This is a genomic window from Roseivirga sp. BDSF3-8, from assembly GCF_041449215.1.
Classification (GTDB): Bacteria; Bacteroidota; Bacteroidia; order Cytophagales; family Cyclobacteriaceae; genus JBGNFV01.
Map to the genome: position 1 here is coordinate 5,392,518 of NZ_JBGNFV010000001.1, position 22,718 is coordinate 5,415,235.

Below are 22,718 nucleotides of genomic sequence, written 5' to 3' on the forward strand. Positions count from 1 at the left end.
TAGAGGGCAGGGAGGAGGTGCATTCCTCCTCCTATCCTACAATATACCGGATAAGCTCATAGGCGGGAGCTCCCTCCACACATTCCCGGCATGCCTGGTACATAAAGAGGCAATCAGTGAAGTCGGTAAGCATATGCAGCAGCAGCCCTAAGCCGATAAGGTTTAAAGGCCTTTTAAGAAATAGGAAGATAAAATACAATGCTATGGCATAGTAGCTGTGCAGCGGGTGAAAACCGATACTGCACCTATTAGGCTGAAAAACGGGATCGGCCAGCAAATGATCCACATCCACCAGCATAGTGCCCAGCAATATCAGGTATACCCTCCCCCACTCGTTACGGAAAAACACGTAGGCAATAATCAAAGGCAGGCCAAGGTGTAAAAAATAGTGGACTGATGTCTGAAGCATAAAAAACTGTTATGTACCTGCCGGGCAAGTTCATTTGCACCTTTCAGGACCTAAGGCAAAGTAAAAGCGGGGACAAATATAAAAGAATGAGCATAAAAAAAGGTTGACTGCCAAGGGGCAAACAACCTTCTTATATTACTACTTATCAGAATCTATCGGGTGTAGATCCTGTCAGCATCTCCAATCTTTTCCTGTAAGGCAGCTTCGGAATCAAAATATGTGAACTGATTATTGAACTCACCCGTAGGGCGTGTACCTACTATATATCTTTCAATCTGGAGATCAGAGGGCACATTAATGACTACCTGGTCACTAACTCTTACCTTTTGTCCTTCAAGGTCTTCACCTGTGGGCTCAAGGGTAGCCACTACCATCATTCTATTCTCAGTAGCGTAAATACCGTTAATGCTCAGGTTTTGCATTTGGCCATCCACTTCAGCTTCTACCATTACGGTTCTTTCTTCCATGTCATCGTCTCCATCAGGCATTGATACGTCCACGTAGGGCACTTCCACCTCTTCCTCTTCCTGTACAATGACCAGCTTAGGAACAGTAACGGTTTTAGTACGGGTATCTACCTCCACATTGGCCCAGTCAACGTCATATTCAGGCAGCTCACCGGCTTCTGCTTCAATTTCCAGTTCGGGTGCCTCCCCTTCCTCTGTTTTATCGACATCACAGGCCGAAAAGAGTAGAAAGGATGATGCGATAGCTATATGGTAAAGTTTCATAATTTATATGATTTTATTACAGACATTTTGACTTACTAACGGCCTGGATATTTATTTGTTATTTTCTGAATAATAATACGTTTATGCGTAATAAATGTAGCTACATTATTACCACTGAATTAACTATACTGAATTTAACGGTTCTCCCTGTCTGCGTCAAAAATCACCCATCATTTAGCCTTATAACAGCTTCGATGTAAGGCTACCTATATACATCATATAAAACTAATCATTGTAAAATACATTAAGCCACAGGTAACTGTCTTTCACCAGCCTGGCAGGCATGTTGCATACCACCCCACCGTGGCTTCCCCTGTTATTAAATAATTCCTTTCCCCCTGTTATGAATCCGCCCCCTGCACAATAGAGGGTATATCAACCCTGAAGTGAGACGCAAACGTGGTGAAATGGCAACAATTATTTAAAGCATACCCAATGAAAAGAAAACTAATGCTAGGCTTACTGCTAGGGCTACTCTGTCTGACTGCTAAAGCCGGTGAGCATCACGCATGCAAACGATGGGGACAAAACGGCCACCGTATTGTGGCACAGATAGCCTATGATAACCTTTCCGAAAAAGTAAAGAAAAAGGTGGATGAGGCGCTGGGCGATGAGTACCTGGCACAGGTGGCTACATGGCCTGACTTTATCCGCTCGGAAACGAGCTGGGACTTTACAAAACCATGGCACTACATCACGATAGACCCTGATAAGACGGTGGAGGAAGTGATGCAGGAAGCAGCCGGCAATAACAGCATAGATAACGTATTGGAGGCGATAGCCCTGATGCAGGGAATATTACAGGACAACAAGGCCGACATACAGATGATGGAGGACATGATGGCGAAGAATAATGTGGAGTCGCTAAATGGCTCGCTCGAAACTACCGCGCTGGCATTTCTGATCCACTTTATAGGGGATGTGCACCAACCTATGCACGTGGGTAAGAACGAGGACCTGGGGGGCAATAAGATTTCTGTACTCTTCTTTGATGACCGCAGCAACCTGCACTCGGTATGGGATCAGGGAATGATAGAAAATGAAGGCCTGGACTTTAAGACCTTTTCCGGATTTATAGATAAGCACCACCGGAACAGGAAGCAGGAATGGGAAAACGCCGTGCCGGTAACCTGGGCGGAGGAATCTGTCGCCCACCGGGAAGACATTTACAACACCTTGTATAACAATACAGACCGGGACAGCGGCCTGCCGAGTATGTCTTACAACTACCAGCACGACTTTATTCCCGTGGTGGAAGAGCGGCTGGCAGCAGCGGGCTACCGGGCAGCAGCCGTGCTGGAGGAGTTGTATTAGCCAACTACATCAAACAAATAATAAGGAGTAGCCTGCTTAGGTATCCCTATAATGATCTGGTAGAGAAAAGGCTGCCTACTCCCTCACACACTAAACCCCATCATCAATCATACTATGTCAGATAATCAGAAGCTCACCTCGATCAAGACGATCACGACAGACCCCGGCCAACGCTATACGGGGGTTTGGGAGCATGTACAACGGGGGCTTGTATACCCCAGTCCTCACGCCGTATATGCCAGTTACTGGCTTAAGAGTGATCAGTCTCTCACGCGTAATGAACTGCGTGACCTGAAGGTAGCCATCCGGACGAAAATACATTGTTCACCCGAACTGCACCATAAGCACACATCGGCCTCACTGGGGGTGGGAATTGCCCGCTGGAAGCAGATCTGGGAAGATAGCCATATGCCTCTGCCCAAAGGGCTGGCCTTTCGCTACCCGGAAGAGGGGAATGAAAACCGTAGTAAGGTAATCGCCAAGTCCTGCGGTACCTTTCTGGATGAAGGTGCAGATCTGTGGTTTCACATCAAATCGGACGAGATGGAGGCCTGCGAAATTCTGCATGACTTCATTACGGACTATCTGAAAAATATAACCGGCCATACGGACGCTCAGGCAGCGAGTAGTAAAAGTACGCAACCTGACGGCAAGGGAGGCAAGGTACTGGGGCGCCGCTTTAGCGAAAACCTGAACAACCCTACCGATCCTATTTCTATTGCCAAGCACTGCATAGTGGGCCCTGAAGACATAGACCACCTGGGTGGCTCGTACGTAATGGCCCAGCGTTTTATGATCAACTGGGACCAGCTTCACAGCATGAGCGAAACGCAGATAGAGGACATCATAGGCCGCAAAACGGACGATAGCTTTATACCAGACCGGGACACACGCAGTCACATAAAGGCCGCCCGTCAGCAGGATGATCATGGTAACACCACGCCGGTACTGCGCCTGGGCCTGCCCTTCGGCATGTCAGACGTGGCCCACTGCCCTTACATGCTGGCGAAAGGCTCCACTATTTCCGATGAGGCAGGTATCTATTGGGCAGGTTTTGCCAAGAGCTTTCGTGTGCTGGAGACGATCATGAGCCAGCAGATAGGCAGCCGCGGGCAATACATGCACGATCGCCTGTTTGACAATGTGAAATCTAACTACGGTGGATTTTTCTATATACCAAGCATACAGGACCTTGGCCTGGATGAGGTGGCCCATGTGGAAAGTAAATGGGAAAATAAGGCAGAAAGGCTCTGGGAGGGCAAGAACTTCCCGGGCATGGACTGGGGCAGGCTGGACAGGCATTTTGATCAGAGTTCGCCTAACGGGCGCATGCACTACAACCACAAGGAGTACATGTACTCGATGGCTACGCTGACTGCGAAGGAAAGGAAAGAGCAGCAAGCTCCTACCGACCGCATTCTGAGCCTGCTGGAAAACAGCTTTATGCGCTGGCAGGACAACTGGTACATAGACCGCAAGCAGATGGAGCTTGGGGAAATAGATGAGTACCTGGCCCAATTTAAGAAGGAGTACCCGGAGGAGAGGGCCCCGGAGCAACTGGTGGACCTCGAGGCTGCTCAGCAGCAGTATTCAATCATGCTGAGAAAAGGGTGGTCTGTTCGCCTCTCGCTGCATGTGATGTCCAGCGACTGGTATGGGTTTCGTGGCAGGCGCATACTAATGCCAGACGGCACGCAAAAGTCCATCTATGAGGTATTTGGCGATGGGGTGATCGATGAGAACAGCCTGCCGGAGGGATGCAGCATTATAAACGGGGCAGATACTTTCCGCATACAACCGGAGGAGATCATTGTTGGCGGCTTGCCTAACCTGAGCCTGGGAGAAGGTCGCTACGCCATGCGCTACCTGAGCCACGCGGAACGCATGGAAGGTTTCTTTGATAACCTGAGTGAGACCTCGGGTGTGGGCCACAACATTCCTTCTTTTGAAAAGATTCTGGAAAAGGGCTTTGATGGCCTGCTGGAGGACATAGCTACTCACCGTAAGGCTATGCAGGAGGGCGGCCTGACGGATGAGGAGAAGCAAACGAAAGGGGACTTTTACGAAAGCTGCCACCTGGCGATAAAAGGGGTACAGGAATATTGCCTGCGCTATTCAGCGCTGGCGAAAAAGATGGCGGAGCAGTGTGGCAAGGGTGAAGGCTGGTACCGTAATAACCTGTCGGAAATTGCGGAACGGATGGAATACCTGGCGCACGGAGCGCCCCGAAACTTTACAGAAGCAGTACAGGCAATCTACACTACGCATAGCTGCCTGCACCTGACCGGCGAGCCTACGGCATTGGGCAGGCTGGACCAGGTGCTGTACCGCTTTTACCAGCAGGACCTCGAATCAGGCTTACACACCCCGGAGAGCGCACAGGAGGTGCTGGATGCCTTCTGCATCAAGCTGGATGAAAAGGTACAAGCGAACAGGATCTTCGTGGAAGACCACCAGTACTTTGGCAACCTGGCCATGGGTGGAGCGAGCGGCCCTTACCCGCAGGGGGCGAGTATAAATCAGTGGATACAGCAGCTAACCGTAGGGGGCTGTGACCCGGACACGGGCGAGTCGGCTTATAATGAGTTAACCTCCATGTTTATCCGCTGCATACGCCGTATGCCACTCAATGCACCTTGCGTGAGCCTGCGGGTACGCAAAGACATCCCTACGGAACTACTGAAGGAGGCTGGTGAAGCCATCCTGAGCGGAGGTGCCCACCCTATCTTCCTGAATGACGACTTGTTTATAGACGGCCTGCAAAGCAGCGGCAATAACGTGGGAGGCGACTTCACGAATGGCGCCAGCGGCTGGGACAGCCAGGTAACGCTGCGCAGTGCACGTAACTACGCCTGCGACGGCTGCTACGAACCTCAGTTCCCGGGTGAGAACTGGTTTAGCCTTGGGGGCTTTAGCACCCTGGAGCCGCTGGAGTGTGCCCTGAATCAGGGTAAGACCTACTCGTCTGCGGGTATGAGCTACTTCTATGGCAAGGTGCAGTCCTTTACCTCTAAGCACTGTGCGCATATAGAAACATTTGAAGAACTGAAGGAGCTTTATTTCAAGCACTTTGACTGGCTTAACCGGAAGGCCTTTAACGGACAGCTCATGGGCTTCGGGGCCAATACGGCTTATTGCCCCTCTCCCCTGCTTAGCTGCCTGATAGATAACTGCCTGCCTAAGGGTATGGACTACTATAGCGGCGGTGCCAAGTACAATATCTACGGCCCCTGCTACATCGCGCTCAGTTCGGCTATCAACAGCCTGTACGCCATCAAAAAGATGGTGTTTGACCAGGGAACGGCGGTGACCAGCCTGCCTGAGTTGCTGAACTGCCTGTGCTGTGACTGGGGCTATGCCATGACAGAACCTTTTGTAAGCACCCTGGCCGGTCCGGCACGAATAGCCGCAGAAGCAGACCGCTACAAGCGCCTGCGTGAGGTAGCGCTGAGCCTGCCCCGTTATGGCCGCGGTGTGGCAGAAGTGGATGAACTGGGCAACGAGGTGATCGAGCGTATCGCGGATTTGTCAGTGGCCTGTTTTACGGAACCGCAGGAGCGTCTTGGCGAACGATTTAAAGCCATGGCTTCGCAGTACGGCACGGAGGAGCATCCATTTGGCCTGCAAATACAGCCGGGTGTGGGTACGTTTGAAAACCACGTGGAAATGGGTGCCTGGAACGGGGCGAGTGCTGACGGCAGAAGACGCGGCACGACGGTGGCCTCTGACATGAGTGCCGCACCAAGTATGGCGGATCTTCCTGTGGACCACCAGGAAGCCGAATTCAGCAAGGCTCTCCGCAGTGCCGGCGGCAGTGGCGCCCGTAAAATGACTGAGGGAGCTCCCACGGATTTCAATATCCGCGAGATGTATCCACTGGATGACCTTGTAAGCGTAATGAGGCAGTTTGCAGACGGGGAAGGTTCCAATCTGATGACCATCACGGTCGCAGACCCTGTCTCTATGGAAACGGCCATGAGCCAACCGGAACAGTACGACCTGCTGCGGGTACGCACGGGTGGATGGACGGCTTACTTTACGGCGATGTTCCCGAACATACAGGAACAGCACCGGCGCCGGCCACTGAATACGCCGGCAGAAGACTAACAAGTAAACAGACTGCCGCTCTCAAGAGGCAGTCTGTTTTGCTTTCAGCGTCTGACGCAGATAGTAAACGCTTTTACTCAGAGGAAGGACAAAAAAGTGGATATGGCATATACTTATTTGTTACATTTTTCAGCCCGGGACAATCAAGTGACGGTTCATTTTGAAATTGTGGTACATAACAGACGGTACCTCAGTCAATATGCCACCTGACAAAACCTGCAGGTATTCCTATTGTAAATGAAAAAATCTATGACCTCACTAAAAACCGGCACGTACCTTCTGCTACTACTGATCATGGGGATGTATGGCAGCGGCTGTACTTACTCAGCAGAATCTGCTGAAACCGAAGGCCTGTCACTGTTTGTATCTCCTGATGCTCCCGATAACGGGGACGGCAGCCAGAGCAACCCCTTCAATGATATCCAGACAGCACTACATTCCGTACAGCAAATGGATGATGTAAATGCTGATACGGTTACGATTAATCTTCAGGCAGGTACTTATTCTTTGCAGGAGCCTCTACGCCTGGCCTCAGAAGTAAATAATAATGGTCAGTTTGTGCTTACTATCAGGGCACTGAACCCTGAAAACACCCTTATCTCCGGAGGAAAAAAGGTAGATTCGTGGGAGCTTCACGATGCCACACTGAATATATACCGTGCTGACCTTAATGAGCATAACAGCCAAACACGACAGCTTTATGTAAACGGGCAAAGGGCTACGCGCGCCAGAACTGCGAAGTACCCGGCCAATTATAAGCCGCAATTTACCTCTTCGGCACATACCAACGGCATACAGTACTACCCTGCGGGTGTGGACCTTGCGCCGGCAGATTGGCAAAAGCCTGAACGCGTAAACGCAGTAATGCATACGCAGTGGAAAATGATGAGTGTACCCGTGGCCGGTGTCAAAGAGAACAATTCTTCTGAATACGGCCTACTAACCATGCAGGAACCTGCGTGGACGAATGCGAACCGGTATTATGATAAAGACAGTGAAGCGCCGGGCATATGGAGCTTCTGGCGTGTGAGCTACTTCGAAAACAGTTATTCCTTCCTGAATGAGCCGGGTGAATGGTATCACGATGAGGAGGCAAACCAACTGTACTACATTCCACGTGAGGGTGAGCATATGAGCTCTGCCGATGTGCAGATGCCGGTGCTTGAAACGCTGGTGGAAGGACAGGGAACTGCTGACTCCCCATTGAAAAATATTGCATTTGAAGGCATCACCTTTGCCTATGCTACCTGGATGACTCCGGACACTGACACGGGCTACGTAGCCGATCAAAGCGGAAATTACGTAGTGGGCAGTAATAACCCGGTAAATACCACGGGGCATGTACAAAATGTAAAGCGTACGGCGGGTAACCTGCAGTTTTCATATACCCATCACCTCACTATCAGCAACTGTACGTTTACTCATATGGGAGGAGTGGCCCTGGATCTTGGCCTGGGGTGTAAACATAACACCATTGCCAATAATATTTTTAATGACATCAGTTCTGCAGCGATACAGCTTGGGGGTGCCACGGCTGACTTCCACCATCCGGATAGTGAAGATAAGGTGCTGTCACATAATAGCCTATTGCATAACCGCATCAGCTACACGGCGCAGGAATATGTGGATGCGGCGGCTATATTTGCGCCATTTACCTCACATACGGACATCAGCTTCAACAGCATCTCCCATACTAACTGGTCTGGCATAGCCCTGGGCTGGGGCTGGGGACTGCTCGATGAGTCCGGGTATCCGGGGCTCAATACAGCTACCTGGCACATGTGGGGTACGTTTGACTCCCCCACCCCCAACGACCATAACCGGATCACTTATAATAAAATAGCATACTTCCTGGAAGACCGCTGGGACGGGGGCATGATCTACACCACCGGCCAGCAGGCGCATAGTGCAGAAGGTGCTTTGCTGATCAAAGGGAATGTGGGCTTATACAAAAGAAAATCAGGTGGTGGGAATATCATCTACACAGACGGAGGCAGCCGGTATATACAGGTGGAACGTAATGTATCCCTCGAGAATCCGATCGGAAAAATAGATATGGGACCCGAGGTGGCTTCTGCAGACAAGCTTAAACCGACATATTATAAACTGACTGATCTGACCAAACTGAATATACCCTATGGCGGAGCGTGCGGGGGTTGCAGGACGTACGGTGATATTACGTGGAAAGACAATTACTGGAACGCCTCATTCATTCCCCTGGAGGAGGCTCTATGGGATGATCTTGAAAACATATATAACTGGCTAAAGGACAGACCTGACAGCCTGGATATGTATGCAAAAAGCGGTTTTTTTAATGTATGCCCTTTTACAGACCCTGTCACAAATACCACGTATCCTACTGACACTACGTTTATCAATAATCATCATATTATGAGTATAAAAGATGTACCTGCGTCACTATTAGATTCTGCAGGTGTATGGCAGGAGGAAAGAATATGACACGATATGAGCAGGGAGTGATACTCCCTGCTTCCTATATCTCTATTCAGGGAAAAAGCATTATTCCTTTCGCCTAACTGACATATAATACTTCAACTCAATAAATGTTAAAAACGCTTATATTGCCCTCATGAAAACCATCGCCAGGCTATTTGCCCTTATTGCCCTTACGGGTCTCTTTGTCACGTGTAAGGTACAGCATCCTTCGCCTAAGCTGGGGCCTATCCGATTCACCGTACTACAGGTAAATGATGTGTACGAGATCGCCCCGGTGGAGAAAGGCACGCGGGGAGGCATGGCCCGTCTGATGACGGTAAAACAACAATTACTTGAGGAAGATCCTGACCTGATCACTGTTCTTTCGGGTGATTTTCTGAGCCCTTCGCTGCTGGGTAGTTTAAAGATGAACGGTGAGCGCATTGCCGGGGCGCAGATGGTAGACCTGATGAATGCCGTGGGCTTTGACTATGTTACCTTTGGCAATCACGAGTTTGACCTGAACTACAGCGATCTGCAGAAGCGCATAGACGAATCGGAGTTTACCTGGATCAGTACCAATACCTTCCAGGCGGATGGCACACCTTTTATGCAGCGAGGCAAACCTATGCCCGAAACAGTGCTGCACTCTGTGGTGGAAAAGGGGTATACCCTGAAGGTAGGGTTCATAGGCCTGTGCCTGGATTTTAATGAAAAGGATTATGTGACGTACGAGGACTTTTACGAGACCACCCGCACCGCACTGGAAGATATGGAGGAAGCAGAGGTGACCTTTGCCATTACCCATCAGCTACATCACGATGACAGCCTCTACGCCCTGCAGTTCCCGGGTTTTGCGCGTATACTGGGCGGCCATGATCATGAGAATATGTACATCCCTGTGGGGCCAACGGCCATTACTAAAGCTGACCTGAATGCCCGCACGGCTTATGTGCACCGGGTAACGTATAACCCTGGCACAGGAACAGCGAGGGTGGATAGTGAGCTGGTAAACCTGGACACCAGCATAGCACTGGATCCTGAAATCAGCGCCCGGGTGCAGAAGTGGGAAGACCTGGAGGACAGCCTCATGCGTGCGGAGGGCTATGAACCCGACGAAGTACTTACGGTGCTACCTGACACCCTGGAAGGCCGCGAGGCCATTATCCGCAGCCAGCCTACTAACTACGGCACTCAAACTGCGGAGGCGATGCTGGCGCTAAACCCTGAGGCTGATCTGGTAATCGTGAACAGCGGCAGTTTCCGGGCCGATGCCATTTACTATGACACGCTCTACATGGTCGATATACTCAGCACCTTCACCTTTGGCGGGGCTGTGGGGACCATGGCAATGAAGGGCAGCGATCTACAGGCGGTACTGGCACAAGGCCTGACTAATAAGGGAAGCGGCGGCTACCTGCAAACGCTGAACGTTACCGAAAAGGAGGGAGCCTATTACATAAAGAATGAGCCCTTACATACGGACAGTACTTATGCAGTGGTAATGCCTGAATTTATTGCCAAAGGTGGCGAGATCAGCCTTCCGATACCTGCAGATGCTCCGTTTACTTACCCCGACATCCTGCCCGCAGGAATAGATCAGAATGATATCCGGGATATCGTGGCTCATTATTACAGAAATAAATAATGCATGAGCAGAAAGCCTAACCGACTAAGGCTGTTTTACAGAGCATCAGGTGTACTGTTTTCACGGGGCATTATGATGGTGGGCACTATATTCAGTGCACTGGGTGATGCCTATTTCTGGCTTTTCCTATCGTCAATGGTGGCTGGCTATAAGGGACTGTGTATATAGTCAAAAAATGATCGCTACATAGGCCTGGCTATGACCTGCACGGGCTTACTGGTGGCGCTCGGCTTCATTCTATATGCAGCAGGCCCCCTGATCCTGTTTCTTCTTTGAGTTTTTCAGCCTGTTCTTTACCTACCTTTCTGATTCTTCTGCGATGATGGCCGGCACCCCTGATCATAATACGACCGGCTTAAAATCCCTGGAAAATTAATTGCATAATAACAGGTATGACCTACATAAATACCTGCTATTTCGTAATTTGGTATATACCAAATTCAAACCTATGAAAAAGACCCTTACCCTAATCTTAGTGTGGGCGCTCGCTTTGACTACGGCATACGCCCAGGAAGTAGTGGCTACGGACATCGATATCAATAACTGTATTACGCAACTGGAAGTCGGCAGTAGCTATGACTTTAATGTCACTTTTACACCATCTAACACGACTAACCAAAACATAGCCTGGACGGCTGATGATGGCATAAGTGTCAATTATTTGAGCGGCGTATACACAGCAACGTCTACGGGCATGAAATCAGTTACGGCCACCAGTTTCAGCAATGGGGCGGCTTATGATCAATGCTTCTTTGAAGTAGTGGACAGCTCACCGGAAGACCCTTACGGGATTACAGAAGCAGAGGACTATGACAGCCAGAGCGGTGTGGCATCAGGAGGCAGCGGTGTAGCAGTGGGCTATATCGAAGACGGTGATTATGTGCTGTTTTACAATATGGACTTCAGCAACCAAAACCCGGAGGAAGTACGTGTACGTGCGTCGAGCGACCGCACCGGTGGCACCTTAGAGTTTCGCCTCGGAAGCCCGACAGGTACCCTTATCAGTTCTGTCAATATCACCCATACCGGCGGATGGAATAGCTTTCAGGATTTTACCGCTCCCGTGAGTAATGTCAGCGGGGTGCACACCTTATACCTCGTGTTTAAAGGAGGCAGCGGCTACCTGTTTGATGTAGACAACTTCCAGTTTAACCCCGGAGAGGTAGTAGCAATCGAGATCAATAACTGCATCGCGCAACTCGAAATCGGCAGTACGTATGACTTTGATGTCACCTTCACCCCTTCTAATACGACTAACCAGAACATAGCCTGGACGGCAGATGACGGGTATAGCGTGGATTACCTGAGTGGCCTATATACAGCGACCTCAGTGGGTACCAAAACAGTTTATGCCACCAGTTTCAGCAATGGCTCGGCGGGTGATCAGTGCACCTTCCAGGTAGTGGACAGTTCGCCTGAAGATCCATATACGCTTACGGAAGCCGAAAACTACGATGGCCAAAGCGGCGTACGTCTCGGCGGAAGCGGGATAGCTGTCGGGTATATTGAGAACGGGGACTATGTCGTGTTCTATAATATGGACTTTGCCGATGGCGCTTCGGATGTACGGGTTCGCGCCAGCAGTGACCGTACGGGCGGTATCCTTGAGTTCAGGCTCGGAAGTCCCACCGGTACGCTGGTGAGTTCCGTCAGTATCACCAATACGGGGGGCTGGAATACTTTTCAGAATTTTTATGCGAATGTAAGCGGTGCGTCAGGCGTAAAAAACCTATACCTCGTATTCAAAGGCGGCAGCGGCTACCTGTTCGATGTGGATCACTTCCAGTTCACACCCGCTGAGGTGGTGGCCACGGATGTGTTCATCAACAACTGTATCGACACCCTGCAGCTAGGCGATGTATATGACTTCGATGCCACCCTGGTGCCGGCTAATACAACCAACCAAAACCTTGCCTGGACGGCAGACGATGGTTTTAGTGTCGATTATCTGAGCGGAGAGTATACAGCAACCTCCACCGGTCAGAAAACAGTGTATGTCACCAGCTTCAGCAATGGGGCCGCTAGCGATCAATGCAGCTTTGTCGTGGTGGACTCAGCCGAATCGGCCAGAATGAGCCTGCCCTCGGACAGGGCCCTGGCGACCGACTCTCAAATGGTTGTGTACCCTAATCCGGCAGTCGACGGCCGCTACCACATATCCCTTTCAGGTGATATAACCTACACTATGCAGGTAAGGGATCTGACAGGCAAAGTGGTATGGGAGCAAAAAGCTCTGCGTAAAGCCACTATTGACCTGTCTGCTCAGCCGGATGGCATCTACATTCTGCAGATACCGGGCCTGGAAACCCGGAAGCTTATTAAGCAGTAGGGTTATACCTACACAGGACATAAAAGGGACTGGCCAATCGTACAAAGGCCAGTCCCTTTCTGGTATATAGAAACCAAGCCATGCTCCTATTGAGCTGGCCTTTTTCTCATCCCCCGAGGCAAGGGCTAAGCATGGCTAAAACACCGGGCCATGCGTTTCTTATTCTGATTACTCCAAACATTCCCCCCGCCGCCAGTGGTTGTTTACATAAACTACCATTGAATAAAACGAAGAGAGATGATCGACATTAAAAGAGAAGAGAATATTCTGTTTACGACTGCTACAGGAAAGCTTGAAGACCGTGACTACAATCAGTTGGAGCCTGTACTAAACCAGATGAAATCAGACTATGAGCATATAAGCTGGTACTTTAGAATGGATGACTTCGATGGGTGGTCTCCAAAAGGCTTATGGCGGGACCTGAAAATAGACGCCAATAATTTTGACAACCTGGATAAGGTAGCAATAGTAGGTGAAGACACGTGGCAAAAGCTCATGACAGAGGCTATGAAACCTCTTACCAGCGGAGAAGTGAAGTATTTCAACGAAAAAGATGATTCCATAGCCAGGGACTGGGTACGAAACTGAGGTTACACCTCATGCAGGGTGGCTTCCTGTCGATAGGGTTCAGCGTATTTTTTAATCATGTCATACCTGTGCTGTTGTCTGGCATAATGTATGATATCTTCTACCAGTAAGGGGTTCGTATAATTAGAATAGGCTCTATCGAGATGGTAAACCACATCCCGGTTATTCTTTTTATACCATTGTCTTTGCGCCCTGTTCAGTTCCGCCAGGGCCTGGCCTGCATCGGAGGTATGAGCACGATAGCGCAATACGCCGAAAATACCGAGCAGTAATAACCCGATGGGAAAAAACAATACCATAAAGCCAATGCCCACCAATAACACCCACTTATGGCTGGCCATGAATGTCCGGTCCCGATAGTACTTTTTTGCCTGGAGAAAGGGCTCGGAAGCCATATAGCCCTGGGCTACCATTTCTTTGGGCTGCTTCCGGGAGGATTTTAGCTGTGATTTTCCGCCTATTTTTTGGCGGGAGGAAAGGCCCGTTCCCGGAATACTTGTATTAAGGTAGGTACCTCTTTTACCTACGTTTACACTGAGGCCTCTACCCCCTAAAGTAGTGGAAATACCGCTCTTGCTCAGGTTAAGTTTAATACCCGGCGCTATTTTTATCGATTTTCTAAATCTCATGAAGGTCTTGCAATTGATTATGCAGGAAGTTCCTGAGATATAAGAACAACTAAAGAGGTCAATTTCCCAATGGGCGGAATTAGTTTCCCTACGCGTTAAAAATCTACTTAAGCCCTTAGGCCAAATGGTCCTTAAAAAACGCTATCGTGCGGTTCCAGGCCAGCTCGGCAGCGGGCTTATCATACCGGGCGGTAGAGTCATTATGAAATCCATGGTTGACACCGGGGTACATATGGGCTGTATAGTCCTTATCATGCTCCTTTAGTGCCTCTTCGTAGGCAGGCCAGCCGGCATTGACGCGCTCATCAAGCCCGGCATAGTGCAGTAAGAGTGGCGCCTTGATGTGCGATACCATGTCTGCAGAAGGCTGTCCGCCGTAAAAGGGTACGGCCGCCTTTAGCTCAGGGACTTTCACAGCCATCATATTAGATACCCAACCGCCAAAGCAAAATCCTACCACCCCTACATCTCCTGAACAGGTGGGATGTGTATGCAAATGGTAGAAAGCAGCAATGAAATCATTCAGCATTTCATCACGGTCTCTCTCTCTTTGCATAGCACGTCCGTCATCATCATTGCCGGGGTAGCCTCCAATCGGTGAAAGGGCATCAGGCGCGATAGTGACAAAGCCTGCCAGGGCTGCCCGCCTTGCCACATCAGCTATATGAGGGTTCAGTCCGCGGTTTTCGTGCACGACCACTATGCCGGGTAGCTTACCCGCTGCATCCTTCGGCCTGGAGAGTTGGGCAGCTATATTTCCCCCACCCTCCGGCGAGGAATAGGAGATCGTCTCGGTACGAAGCCGGGGGTCATCTTCGGGCACCTGAATGGTATCCTGATAGTTAGGCATGACGGCACTGAGCAAAGAGCCGAGTGTGATACTGCCTACTGCATAAACGCCCAACTTTTCCAGAAACTCCCGCCTCTCCATCTTATTATGGGCGTAGGCATCGTAGAGCCTGAATACTTCCTGGTCGATCTGGTCTTTTTCAATTTTCTTCATGATTTGGCAAAAATCCGGTTAGGAGCTGGCATGGCGCTACTATTAAAAACAGCCATTCAATATACCTAAGCAGCGTCTCTTTACCTAGCTACATGAAAAAAGGAGGCTTAAAAAAAACCTCCTTTGTATCTGGAAAGATTAGTTACCGCCAGGAACTATCAATTCGCATAACTGCGGATTATTACAGTATGTATTCTGTTTTTAATGTTTAAAGACAAACTTGACCATTGCACTGTGTAACATGAATGGTAGGACATTCAACTTCCGTACAAAAAAATGAACAGTTGCCGATATACGTATCTTCACCCCCCTTCACGTGTTTCACCTTTTCGGTGGTAGTAAAACTTTGCACATCAAGTTGAGAGAGATTAAGCTTTCTTTTCATAACTGTTTACGTTTAGTTGATTACTTTAATATAGGTAATTAAAAACTTAAACCCTAAGCACTTACATGCCGTCCATCAGATGGTTCAGTGCTATTAATCAACAGGTATATTAATTATAAATAACATAAAGTATTTGCAAAATCATGCAGCTATGCATTACCTTTGCTCTCAATGTTTCACTCCTTCCCTGAAAGGAGGTCCTCATATGTCAGAACTTACCCTACATATCGCCCCTGCTACCGGAATAAGGTAATTACCCTTATTCACAACTCATTTATTGTACCCGGTAGCCTCCGGGTTTTTTTATGCCCTTTCGGCTCTACCCTACCCGGATCACATCCCTTTATTATATTCTATATTAATATGGGTTGAATGGCATACCTATGTCAAATTCAACCTGCCTGACATATACATTATGGGCAATCAAAAGCTAAGGGGTAAAGACCTGAGCAAAATAGCATATACATCTGACCGGGCGAGGAGCCTGGCAGTAGACATTATTTCGAAACACTTTAAACATCATACAAAAAAGGAGCAATTAGCGCTGCTGACCAAAGTGCAGCAATCTCCAGAGGCTTACATGGACGATGAGCGGTTAACTACCCTGGCACAGGAATTCATGCCTGTGACTAAGCCATCAACAGGCAGGGAGATTACACTGCGCGAAGAACCGGTCCCGGTGACCCTGTTTGGGGCAAAGCATATAGATACTAATGCAGTAAAGCAGATGGAGACCGCGCTGCACTTACCTATATCCTGCCGGGGGGCACTTATGCCGGACGCCCATCAGGGCTATGGCCTGCCGGTAGGTGCGGTGCTGGCGACTAAAAATGCCGTGATCCCCTATGGGGTGGGGCTGGACATCGGGTGCCGCATGAGCCTGAGTATCTATGAAGCTCCGGAGGCTTACCTTACCCGCTACGCCTACCAATTGAAAATGGCGCTGAAGTCACGGACAAACTTTGGTACGGGGGGTGCGCTGAATGAAAGCCGGGAGCATGAGGTACTGGACCGGGAGGAGTTCCGGGAAACAGACCTGCTGCGCCAACTGCACGGTAAGGCTGTGCGCCAGCTAGGTACCTCCGGCAGCGGCAACCACTTTGTGGAGTGGGGCATCATGCACCTGGCGGATGATAATGAGACGGGGCTGCCGGCTGGGCGCTACCTGGCCCTGCTTTCGCATAGCGGTAGCAGAGGACTGGGGGCAGGCATAGCCCGCTACTATACGGACGTGGCGCTGAGCCAATGCCGCCTGCCCGGACATGCAAAACCTCTGGCCTGGCTGGACCTGGACAGGGATGAAGGACAGGCTTACTGGCGGGCGATGAACCTGGCGGGAGACTATGCCAAAGCATGCCATGACAGTATACACGAAACACTGGGCAGCTACGTGGGCCTGAAACCGCTTCTCAAGGTAGATAACCATCACAACTTTGCGTGGAAGGAAACGGACCCGGATGGTGAGGAATATATCGTGCACCGCAAAGGGGCCACTCCTGCCGCGGAAGGCGAGTGGGGCATCATACCCGGTAGCATGACGGCTCCTGGCTACCTGGTGCGGGGCAAAGGCCATACGGAGTCTTTACAAAGCGCCTCGCATGGAGCCGGGCGGCGCTACAGCCGTAAACGGGCCCGGGAGAGCTATACAGGCAGTGAGATGCGTAAAACACTCCGGCAGGCAAACGTGACGCTGATAGGCGGTGGTGTGGATGAAGCGCCGGGTGCCTATAAAGACATCGAAACGGTCATGAAAAGCCAGAAAGACCTGGTAAGCATTCAGGGCCGCTTTGAGCCAAAAATTGTACGGATGGACAAAAACTAAGTAACCAATGAGCAATCAATATAACGAACAACTGATACAGATTACGGCAGGCCGCGGGCCTGCTGAATGTACCTGGGTGGTGGCCCGGGTCCTGAAGGTGCTGCTGGCAGAAGCCCGCAACGAAGGACTGGAGGCTGAGGTGATCAGCCGGCAGGAAGGGCAGGAAAATGGCACACTGCAATCGGCAGCAGTAAAGCTGAGGGGCAAAAACCTGAAAGACTTTCTGGATGATTGGGAAGGTACGGTGCAGTGGATAGGCCGCAGCCCTTTTCGTAAGTTTCATAAGCGAAAGAACTGGTTTGTATCTGTGCAGCGCATCCATGATCCGGGTGCCCACCTGACACTGCAGGACAGGGAGGTGCGCTATGAGGCGACGCGCTCTGGGGGACCGGGAGGACAGCATGTGAACAAGGTGAGCACTGCGGTGCGTGCCACGCACCTGCCTACGGGGCTGAGTGTACTGGCCAGTGACCACCGCTCTCAGCACCAAAACCGGCAGGCGGCCCGCAAGCGTCTGGAAATGGCGCTGCAGGAGGAGAAGCTGAAGGAGCAGCAGGCAAAACTGCAGGAAAACTGGCTGAACCAGATCGAAGTAGAGCGTGGGAATGCCATCCGCACATTTGAGGGCACGGATTTTAGGCCGCGCCACAAAGCCAGCAAAAAACGGCAGCGCCGTACGGCTGACAAACAAGCCTGGAAGAAGGACATAGAGGAGCTTTGAGCTCCTCTTTTTTTGATTACAACAAAACCACGCACCAGCCGGCACGTGGTTTATATGTAGAAAGAATAGTCTTAGATCAGGCGCAGGGCTCGCAGTGATAGTTACCTGGCTCTGTATCACACGGTCTGTGTGTATAGAAGTTGTTAGGGTTACAGGAGTTAGAACCTCCTCCATCACCACCAGTACCGCCGCCGTCGCACCCGGCCCAGCCGCCTGTACAGCCATAGGTCAGGTATCCGGCTTTTACCGTATTAGCCTTGTGATCGGGCATATCGGTTACGAAACTATTCACCTGTAATTGATTTAGCTTAAGCTTTTTCATAGTAAGTCATTATCTGTTTCCTTTACTTAGTATAGAATATATATTGAATAAAACAAATAAAATGCGCTATTTTATATTATTTACTACATAAAAACCATCCAAAAAGAACCGTTAATTTCATTATATATTTTAAATAAAAATGACTGCCGCCTATATACCACCCTTCGCTTAGGTGGTATTACTGAGTGTGTAGATAAGGTAGGGGCTTCGGTTCTTTCTCAAAGCGGAGAGTGAAGGCAGGAAGTTTTAGCTGGTTGTGTCGCTCCACCATTTTTCACCTGTGTACTCACGGTAGCGCGAAGCGGCCTCTCTGTTCCTTACGATCAGGTGGGTAGGCTTATGCTCACGTACCCTGTAGCCGAGCAGATGTAAAAAGGGCTTAGTGAAAAACCTGGCTATATTGAGATCAACGATAAGGATGCCATCATTATCATCTGAACTCCTTACCCCGGGTAATACTCTCAATAATCGATCTGCCCTGAGGCTTCTGAGGCGGGCGGAAAGCCAAAGGAAAAACGCCGGTATATGCCTGACCAGGAAAAAGCCATCCTCACCCTGCCGCTGATAGAGGGGCATAAACAGGCGGGTAGCAGCGGGAGCCGCCACTTCCGCCTCATTATATACAGCCAGCGGCTCTCCCCGGTGCACTTTTTGGAAGTTACGGAAGCCCGGATGCATGGTGAAGGAGTCTCCTGGCAGAATGACATGCCGGTGGGTGATCTCGTACATGCCGGCTATGCTCCCTCCTGCTTTTTTTAACTGGTAGCCGGGGGGATTCTCATCCCGGAGGGCTGTGTTGTCTATAATACCTGCTAACTGCATTGAATGGTAAATGAAAGCACGTGTAAGGCGGATGGCGCCGGGGTCATCGTGGCTGCCTCCCTCAAAGCCGAAAGACACATAACCCAGTTCATTAAGGTAGCTGAGCAAAGGCCCGGTCAGATATTCTTCAATCCCTAGTATGACAGGGAGGGGATACTGGCTGGTAAAGCGGCGGTTGAGCAGGGAGTCGTTTACGGTAATAAAGGGAACTGTGCGGCTTGAGGTGGTATGTAGATCGATAAAATAAAAGGGGCCCTGTTCATTACTAATGATCTCTTGTATACTGTGCAGCAGTTCAGCCTGTTCACGGGTTTCTTCGCCCGGGTATTCTTCCCATTCACTATCAAGTATGGCGGCAATTCGCTCGCGGGTCCATATACGGTTCAGGTCTTCGCGGTGGAATCTTTCTCCATGCTGCAGCGCCCACAGATTGCCGGCAAGGGCATACATGGTTCCCCCGAGGGGTGTGGCATTATCACGCAACTCGTTTAATACCTGGTGGAGGGCAAATATACCGGCAGGCTCGTTGCCGTGTATTCCTGCAAAAAACACGATAACAGGCCCCGGCCCGTTCCCCTGTATGTGGCCGATGAAGCGGTCTATCTGCACGGTACGATCTAATGCAGGGCTATAAACTTCAATCATTGCTGAAATGGCTTAAATCCACCCTTGTCACTATCCCCACCATATGTTCGCGATTGATGACGGGAAGGCACCCTATGGCCTTCTCTTCCATGAGGCTACTTGCCTCTTCCAGGCTCATTTCATAGGTGGCGGTATATACTTCCTTTACCATTATATCTTTCACCATGAGACCGGCACCGGCCTCATTTCCCTCTATGTATTGCGCTACATTGGTCCAGGTGAGGAGGCCGCACAGGCTGCCTTTTTGGTCCTCCACCGGCAGGTGGTGGATATCATTCCATTGCATAATCTTAATGGCAAGATCGGCCAGGTCTTCTTCAGTCACTGTGAGTAGCCTGGTAGACATAACATGGCCTACAAGCTGTGCGGCCTCATTGGCTGCAAGGGTACTGTTTACTTCGGGCCAGGTATGTACAGGCTGATTGGTTTGCTGGTTATGATGAATGGCCTTAGTAAGTACCTTGAGCGCATCGTCCTGCCTTTTTTTCCGGTTAAGGTTGCGGTAGTTCTTTATCATCCAGCGGCTTCCGTCATTGCCTGACAGGCGGGCCTCGATTATGCCCAGGTAACGGTCTATATCCTGCTGGTTTATATGGTGCTTAGCGAGTCCCTGGCGGGCTAGGGGAATGAGGATATCGCGGGCCAGGTCTTTGGCGGGGACGGACTCTCCGCACCAGCTCAGGACGGAATCCATGCCGGTACGCGCTGCTTTAAAGAAGTTTGCCTTGGCTTCCCTGAAGTCCATAAGGGCAGGCAGGTCATCATATTGTGAGGGCCTGCCGGTCATAAGTCCGGTCCAAAAGGCAAAATTTGCCATCTCATCAGCTACTGTAGGTCCGGAAGGCAGGTAGCGGTTTTCGATACGGACGTGGGGTGTTCCTCCGCCGACACCATAGCAGGCCCTGTTCCATCGATATATGGAGCCATTGTGCAGGTTGAGCGCTTCGAGCCCGGGCACACCGCCAGCTTCCAGTACATCGAGGGAGCTTTGCCGGATCTCTTTAGTGAGCATGACCTTATAGCATGACAGGTCGTGCTTGTATATTTCGGCAATGCTCTCATGTAACCATTGGTCACCGAAGGTAACGCGGGGCTGCTTATCCTGCAGGGCATAAGATGAGCTTCGGGTATCTACACTTTGTTGAAAAAGGGCTATGCGTGTCTCGCTCCACAGCTCACGCCCCAACAAAAGGGGCGAATTGGTACACAGGGACAGCACAGGACCGGAAATAGCCTGGGCCCAGTTGTAGGCAGGCACGAAGTGCCGGGGACATACCTGCAGGTGAAGCTGAAAGCTGGTATTGCAGGCCTCGAAGAGGACTGAGTCCAGTGTAATTGCCAGTTGATCCACTCCCCTGAGGTAGACCTCAAAGTCTCTGCCCCTGGCCTGCCTCATGAGGGTGTTGAGTGCATGATAACGGGGCTTGGGGGTGAGGTAGTCTTCCCTAAGGTGGCGGGGGCCAATGGTGGGGAGGATACCGTTGAGTATTATGCGGCTGTTATGCCGACCGGCTACCCGTGTGGCTTTTTCCAGGAGGTTGGTAAGTTGCTGCTCGACTGTACTAAAGCAATGGCCATGCAGGACATGGGGGTCCAGGTTTATCTCGAGGTTATAAAGGGCCAGCTCTGTTGTGAAGTGGGGGTCATCTATCTCTGCGAGTATTTCAAGGGCATTACCGGCGGGCCTCCAAAGGTGGTCCAGCAGGCAAAACTCCTGTTCGGCCCCTATGCGTGTGATACCGGTCTCGATCTTTCCGTCTTGGACCATAAGCTCCAGTGCACGGATATCATCAAGAAGGTGACGGATAAAAACCGCCCTGTTTGTTGTAGTCGGTGCATGATGAACCAGTTGATCCCCCATGATGGTAAGTGGTAATATCAGAACATACTGAGTATTATTAATTTATAATAAATACAGTGATTCACAAAGAATAAGGGAGGTATATATATACATACCGGGTAGGGAAAGCATTAATCTCTCTGCTCTGCAGGCTCAAACTGAAGAGTTGTAATCCTTGCCCTGGCGGAGTCGATGGCTGACACAACGTAGAGGTTATTATAGGCAGAATCGGGAAGGTCCTGGTAACGGCTCTCGCCTAACAGTGCATTCAACAGATGGGGCACTGTATTAGAGTGCCCTGCAATAAGGACTTTAGCTCCCTCATGCTGCTGCAGGAGGTTGTTAATAAAGACGGCAGGATCCTGACGGGGATCATATTCAGTAATGTCCATACCCATACGATCAGCAAGGGGCTGCACAGTCATGATATTGCGACGGTAGGGTGTGCTGTATATCGCATTAATTTCTGCGGAGGAGAGCATGTCTGCCAATAATGCGGCGCGTGCCTCCCCCTTTGGGGTAAGAGCGGGGTCCTCTGAGCCATCGGCCACCTTTTCTGCATGGCGTACGAGGATAAGGGTGGTCAGCTCCTTGTTTTCTGCCGGTGCGGAAGGTTGCTCGGCTTTTGGGGCTTCACAAGCAGTGAGGGAAATAAAGAACAGAAGGGTTAAGCAGAAGGCGGTGGCAATATGATTCATAGGGGTTATAGGTTTGATCATCGGGGTTCGAACATAGGGTATTCATGTATGCATGGCAACTTTATTTCTCTCAGCGGTCGGTATCGGGGACGATTCAGGGAGCCTGTTGGCTTCATGCCGATGGCACTTGAGGGTTGTGGTGGCCTGAGGGCTACAAAGGCGGCGTCCCGATGGGGCTACAGGCTGCAGGCTATAGGTGAGGCAGGCACAAGCATTCTACAGACAGGTCGCCCCGGTGGGGCTGGCACTGCCATATGCCTGATTTGAAG

At 50.4% G+C, this 22,718-nt stretch carries 19 protein-coding genes; 10 read left to right on the top strand and 9 right to left on the bottom strand.

The features are described from left to right. Nucleotides 1–31 precede the first annotated feature (31 nt). Nucleotides 32–409 carry a DUF6122 family protein gene (locus AB9P05_RS21925; protein WP_371910980.1) on the bottom strand — a complete coding sequence of 126 codons (378 nt, stop codon included), beginning with the start codon at nt 407–409 and terminating at the stop codon, nt 32–34. A 152-nt stretch (nt 410–561) separates the two neighbouring features. Beyond that, nucleotides 562–1,140: a hypothetical protein gene (locus AB9P05_RS21930; protein ID WP_371910981.1), complete on the bottom strand. Its 579-nt coding sequence runs from the start codon at nt 1,138–1,140 to the stop codon at nt 562–564. Between the two features lie 435 nt (nt 1,141–1,575). Here AB9P05_RS21930 and AB9P05_RS21935 point away from each other — a divergent pair, with 435 nt between their 5' ends. The 7 genes from AB9P05_RS21935 to AB9P05_RS21965 all read left to right on the top strand — a co-directional run bounded on the left by AB9P05_RS21935 (nt 1,576) and on the right by AB9P05_RS21965 (nt 13,562). Beyond that, the gene (locus AB9P05_RS21935) at nt 1,576–2,454 is read left to right on the top strand and encodes a S1/P1 nuclease (protein WP_371910982.1); all 879 of its coding nucleotides are present in this window, start codon (nt 1,576–1,578) and stop codon (nt 2,452–2,454) included. Nucleotides 2,455–2,568: 114 nt separating this feature from the next. Then, nucleotides 2,569–6,561 carry a Dyp-type peroxidase gene (locus AB9P05_RS21940; RefSeq protein ID WP_371910983.1) on the top strand — a complete coding sequence of 1,331 codons (3,993 nt, stop codon included), beginning with the start codon at nt 2,569–2,571 and terminating at the stop codon, nt 6,559–6,561. A 249-nt stretch (nt 6,562–6,810) separates the two neighbouring features. Next, nucleotides 6,811–9,021, top strand: a complete 2,211-nt coding sequence (locus tag AB9P05_RS21945; RefSeq protein WP_371910984.1) for a right-handed parallel beta-helix repeat-containing protein — start codon at nt 6,811–6,813, stop codon at nt 9,019–9,021. 130 nt (nt 9,022–9,151) lie between these two features. Then, nucleotides 9,152–10,645 (top strand): bifunctional UDP-sugar hydrolase/5'-nucleotidase, encoded by a 1,494-nt coding sequence (locus AB9P05_RS21950; RefSeq protein WP_371910985.1) that lies wholly within the window; start codon nt 9,152–9,154, stop codon nt 10,643–10,645. A 3-nt stretch (nt 10,646–10,648) separates the two neighbouring features. Continuing rightward, nucleotides 10,649–10,813: a hypothetical protein gene (locus tag AB9P05_RS21955; RefSeq protein ID WP_371910986.1), complete on the top strand. Its 165-nt coding sequence runs from the start codon at nt 10,649–10,651 to the stop codon at nt 10,811–10,813. A 280-nt stretch (nt 10,814–11,093) separates the two neighbouring features. Beyond that, a complete protein-coding gene (locus AB9P05_RS21960) occupies nt 11,094–12,974 on the top strand; it encodes a carbohydrate-binding protein (RefSeq protein WP_371910987.1) in 1,881 nt (626 codons plus the stop codon). Between the two features lie 237 nt (nt 12,975–13,211). Beyond that, nucleotides 13,212–13,562: an STAS/SEC14 domain-containing protein gene (locus tag AB9P05_RS21965; RefSeq protein ID WP_371910988.1), complete on the top strand. Its 351-nt coding sequence runs from the start codon at nt 13,212–13,214 to the stop codon at nt 13,560–13,562. A 2-nt stretch (nt 13,563–13,564) separates the two neighbouring features. Here AB9P05_RS21965 and AB9P05_RS21970 read toward each other — a convergent pair whose 3' ends face one another. The 3 genes from AB9P05_RS21970 to AB9P05_RS21980 all read right to left on the bottom strand — a co-directional run bounded on the left by AB9P05_RS21970 (nt 13,565) and on the right by AB9P05_RS21980 (nt 15,579). After that, nucleotides 13,565–14,191 (bottom strand): DUF4236 domain-containing protein, encoded by a 627-nt coding sequence (locus AB9P05_RS21970; protein ID WP_371910989.1) that lies wholly within the window; start codon nt 14,189–14,191, stop codon nt 13,565–13,567. A gap of 115 nt (nt 14,192–14,306) precedes the next feature. Beyond that, nucleotides 14,307–15,194, bottom strand: a complete 888-nt coding sequence (locus AB9P05_RS21975; RefSeq protein WP_371910990.1) for a dienelactone hydrolase family protein — start codon at nt 15,192–15,194, stop codon at nt 14,307–14,309. 208 nt (nt 15,195–15,402) lie between these two features. After that, the gene (locus AB9P05_RS21980) at nt 15,403–15,579 is read right to left on the bottom strand and encodes a pinensin family lanthipeptide (protein ID WP_371910991.1); all 177 of its coding nucleotides are present in this window, start codon (nt 15,577–15,579) and stop codon (nt 15,403–15,405) included. A 415-nt stretch (nt 15,580–15,994) separates the two neighbouring features. On the opposite strand from AB9P05_RS21980, the gene AB9P05_RS21985 reads away from it, so the two are divergent. Next, the gene (locus AB9P05_RS21985) at nt 15,995–17,401 is read left to right on the top strand and encodes an RtcB family protein (RefSeq protein WP_371910992.1); all 1,407 of its coding nucleotides are present in this window, start codon (nt 15,995–15,997) and stop codon (nt 17,399–17,401) included. A gap of 7 nt (nt 17,402–17,408) precedes the next feature. After that, a complete protein-coding gene (gene prfH / locus AB9P05_RS21990) occupies nt 17,409–18,122 on the top strand; it encodes a peptide chain release factor H (protein WP_371910993.1) in 714 nt (237 codons plus the stop codon). Between the two features lie 76 nt (nt 18,123–18,198). Here the strand turns inward: prfH and AB9P05_RS21995 are convergent, their stop codons facing one another. From AB9P05_RS21995 to AB9P05_RS22010, 4 genes are all read right to left on the bottom strand, one after another. After that, nucleotides 18,199–18,444, bottom strand: a complete 246-nt coding sequence (locus tag AB9P05_RS21995; protein ID WP_371910994.1) for a pinensin family lanthipeptide — start codon at nt 18,442–18,444, stop codon at nt 18,199–18,201. Between the two features lie 246 nt (nt 18,445–18,690). Then, on the bottom strand, nt 18,691–19,911 hold the full coding sequence (locus tag AB9P05_RS22000) for a succinylglutamate desuccinylase/aspartoacylase family protein (protein ID WP_371910995.1): 1,221 nt from the start codon (nt 19,909–19,911) through the stop codon (nt 18,691–18,693). Beyond that, a complete protein-coding gene (locus AB9P05_RS22005) occupies nt 19,904–21,772 on the bottom strand; it encodes a CBS domain-containing protein (RefSeq protein ID WP_371910996.1) in 1,869 nt (622 codons plus the stop codon). The genes AB9P05_RS22000 and AB9P05_RS22005 overlap by 8 nt, the downstream gene beginning before the upstream one ends. 110 nt (nt 21,773–21,882) lie before the next feature. After that, nucleotides 21,883–22,449 carry a phosphoglycerate mutase family protein gene (locus tag AB9P05_RS22010; protein ID WP_371910997.1) on the bottom strand — a complete coding sequence of 189 codons (567 nt, stop codon included), beginning with the start codon at nt 22,447–22,449 and terminating at the stop codon, nt 21,883–21,885. A gap of 48 nt (nt 22,450–22,497) precedes the next feature. Here AB9P05_RS22010 and AB9P05_RS22015 point away from each other — a divergent pair, with 48 nt between their 5' ends. Next, complete coding sequence (locus AB9P05_RS22015) at nt 22,498–22,716, top strand: hypothetical protein (protein WP_371910998.1); 219 nt, start codon at nt 22,498–22,500, stop codon at nt 22,714–22,716. Nucleotides 22,717–22,718: the final 2 nt, after the last annotated feature.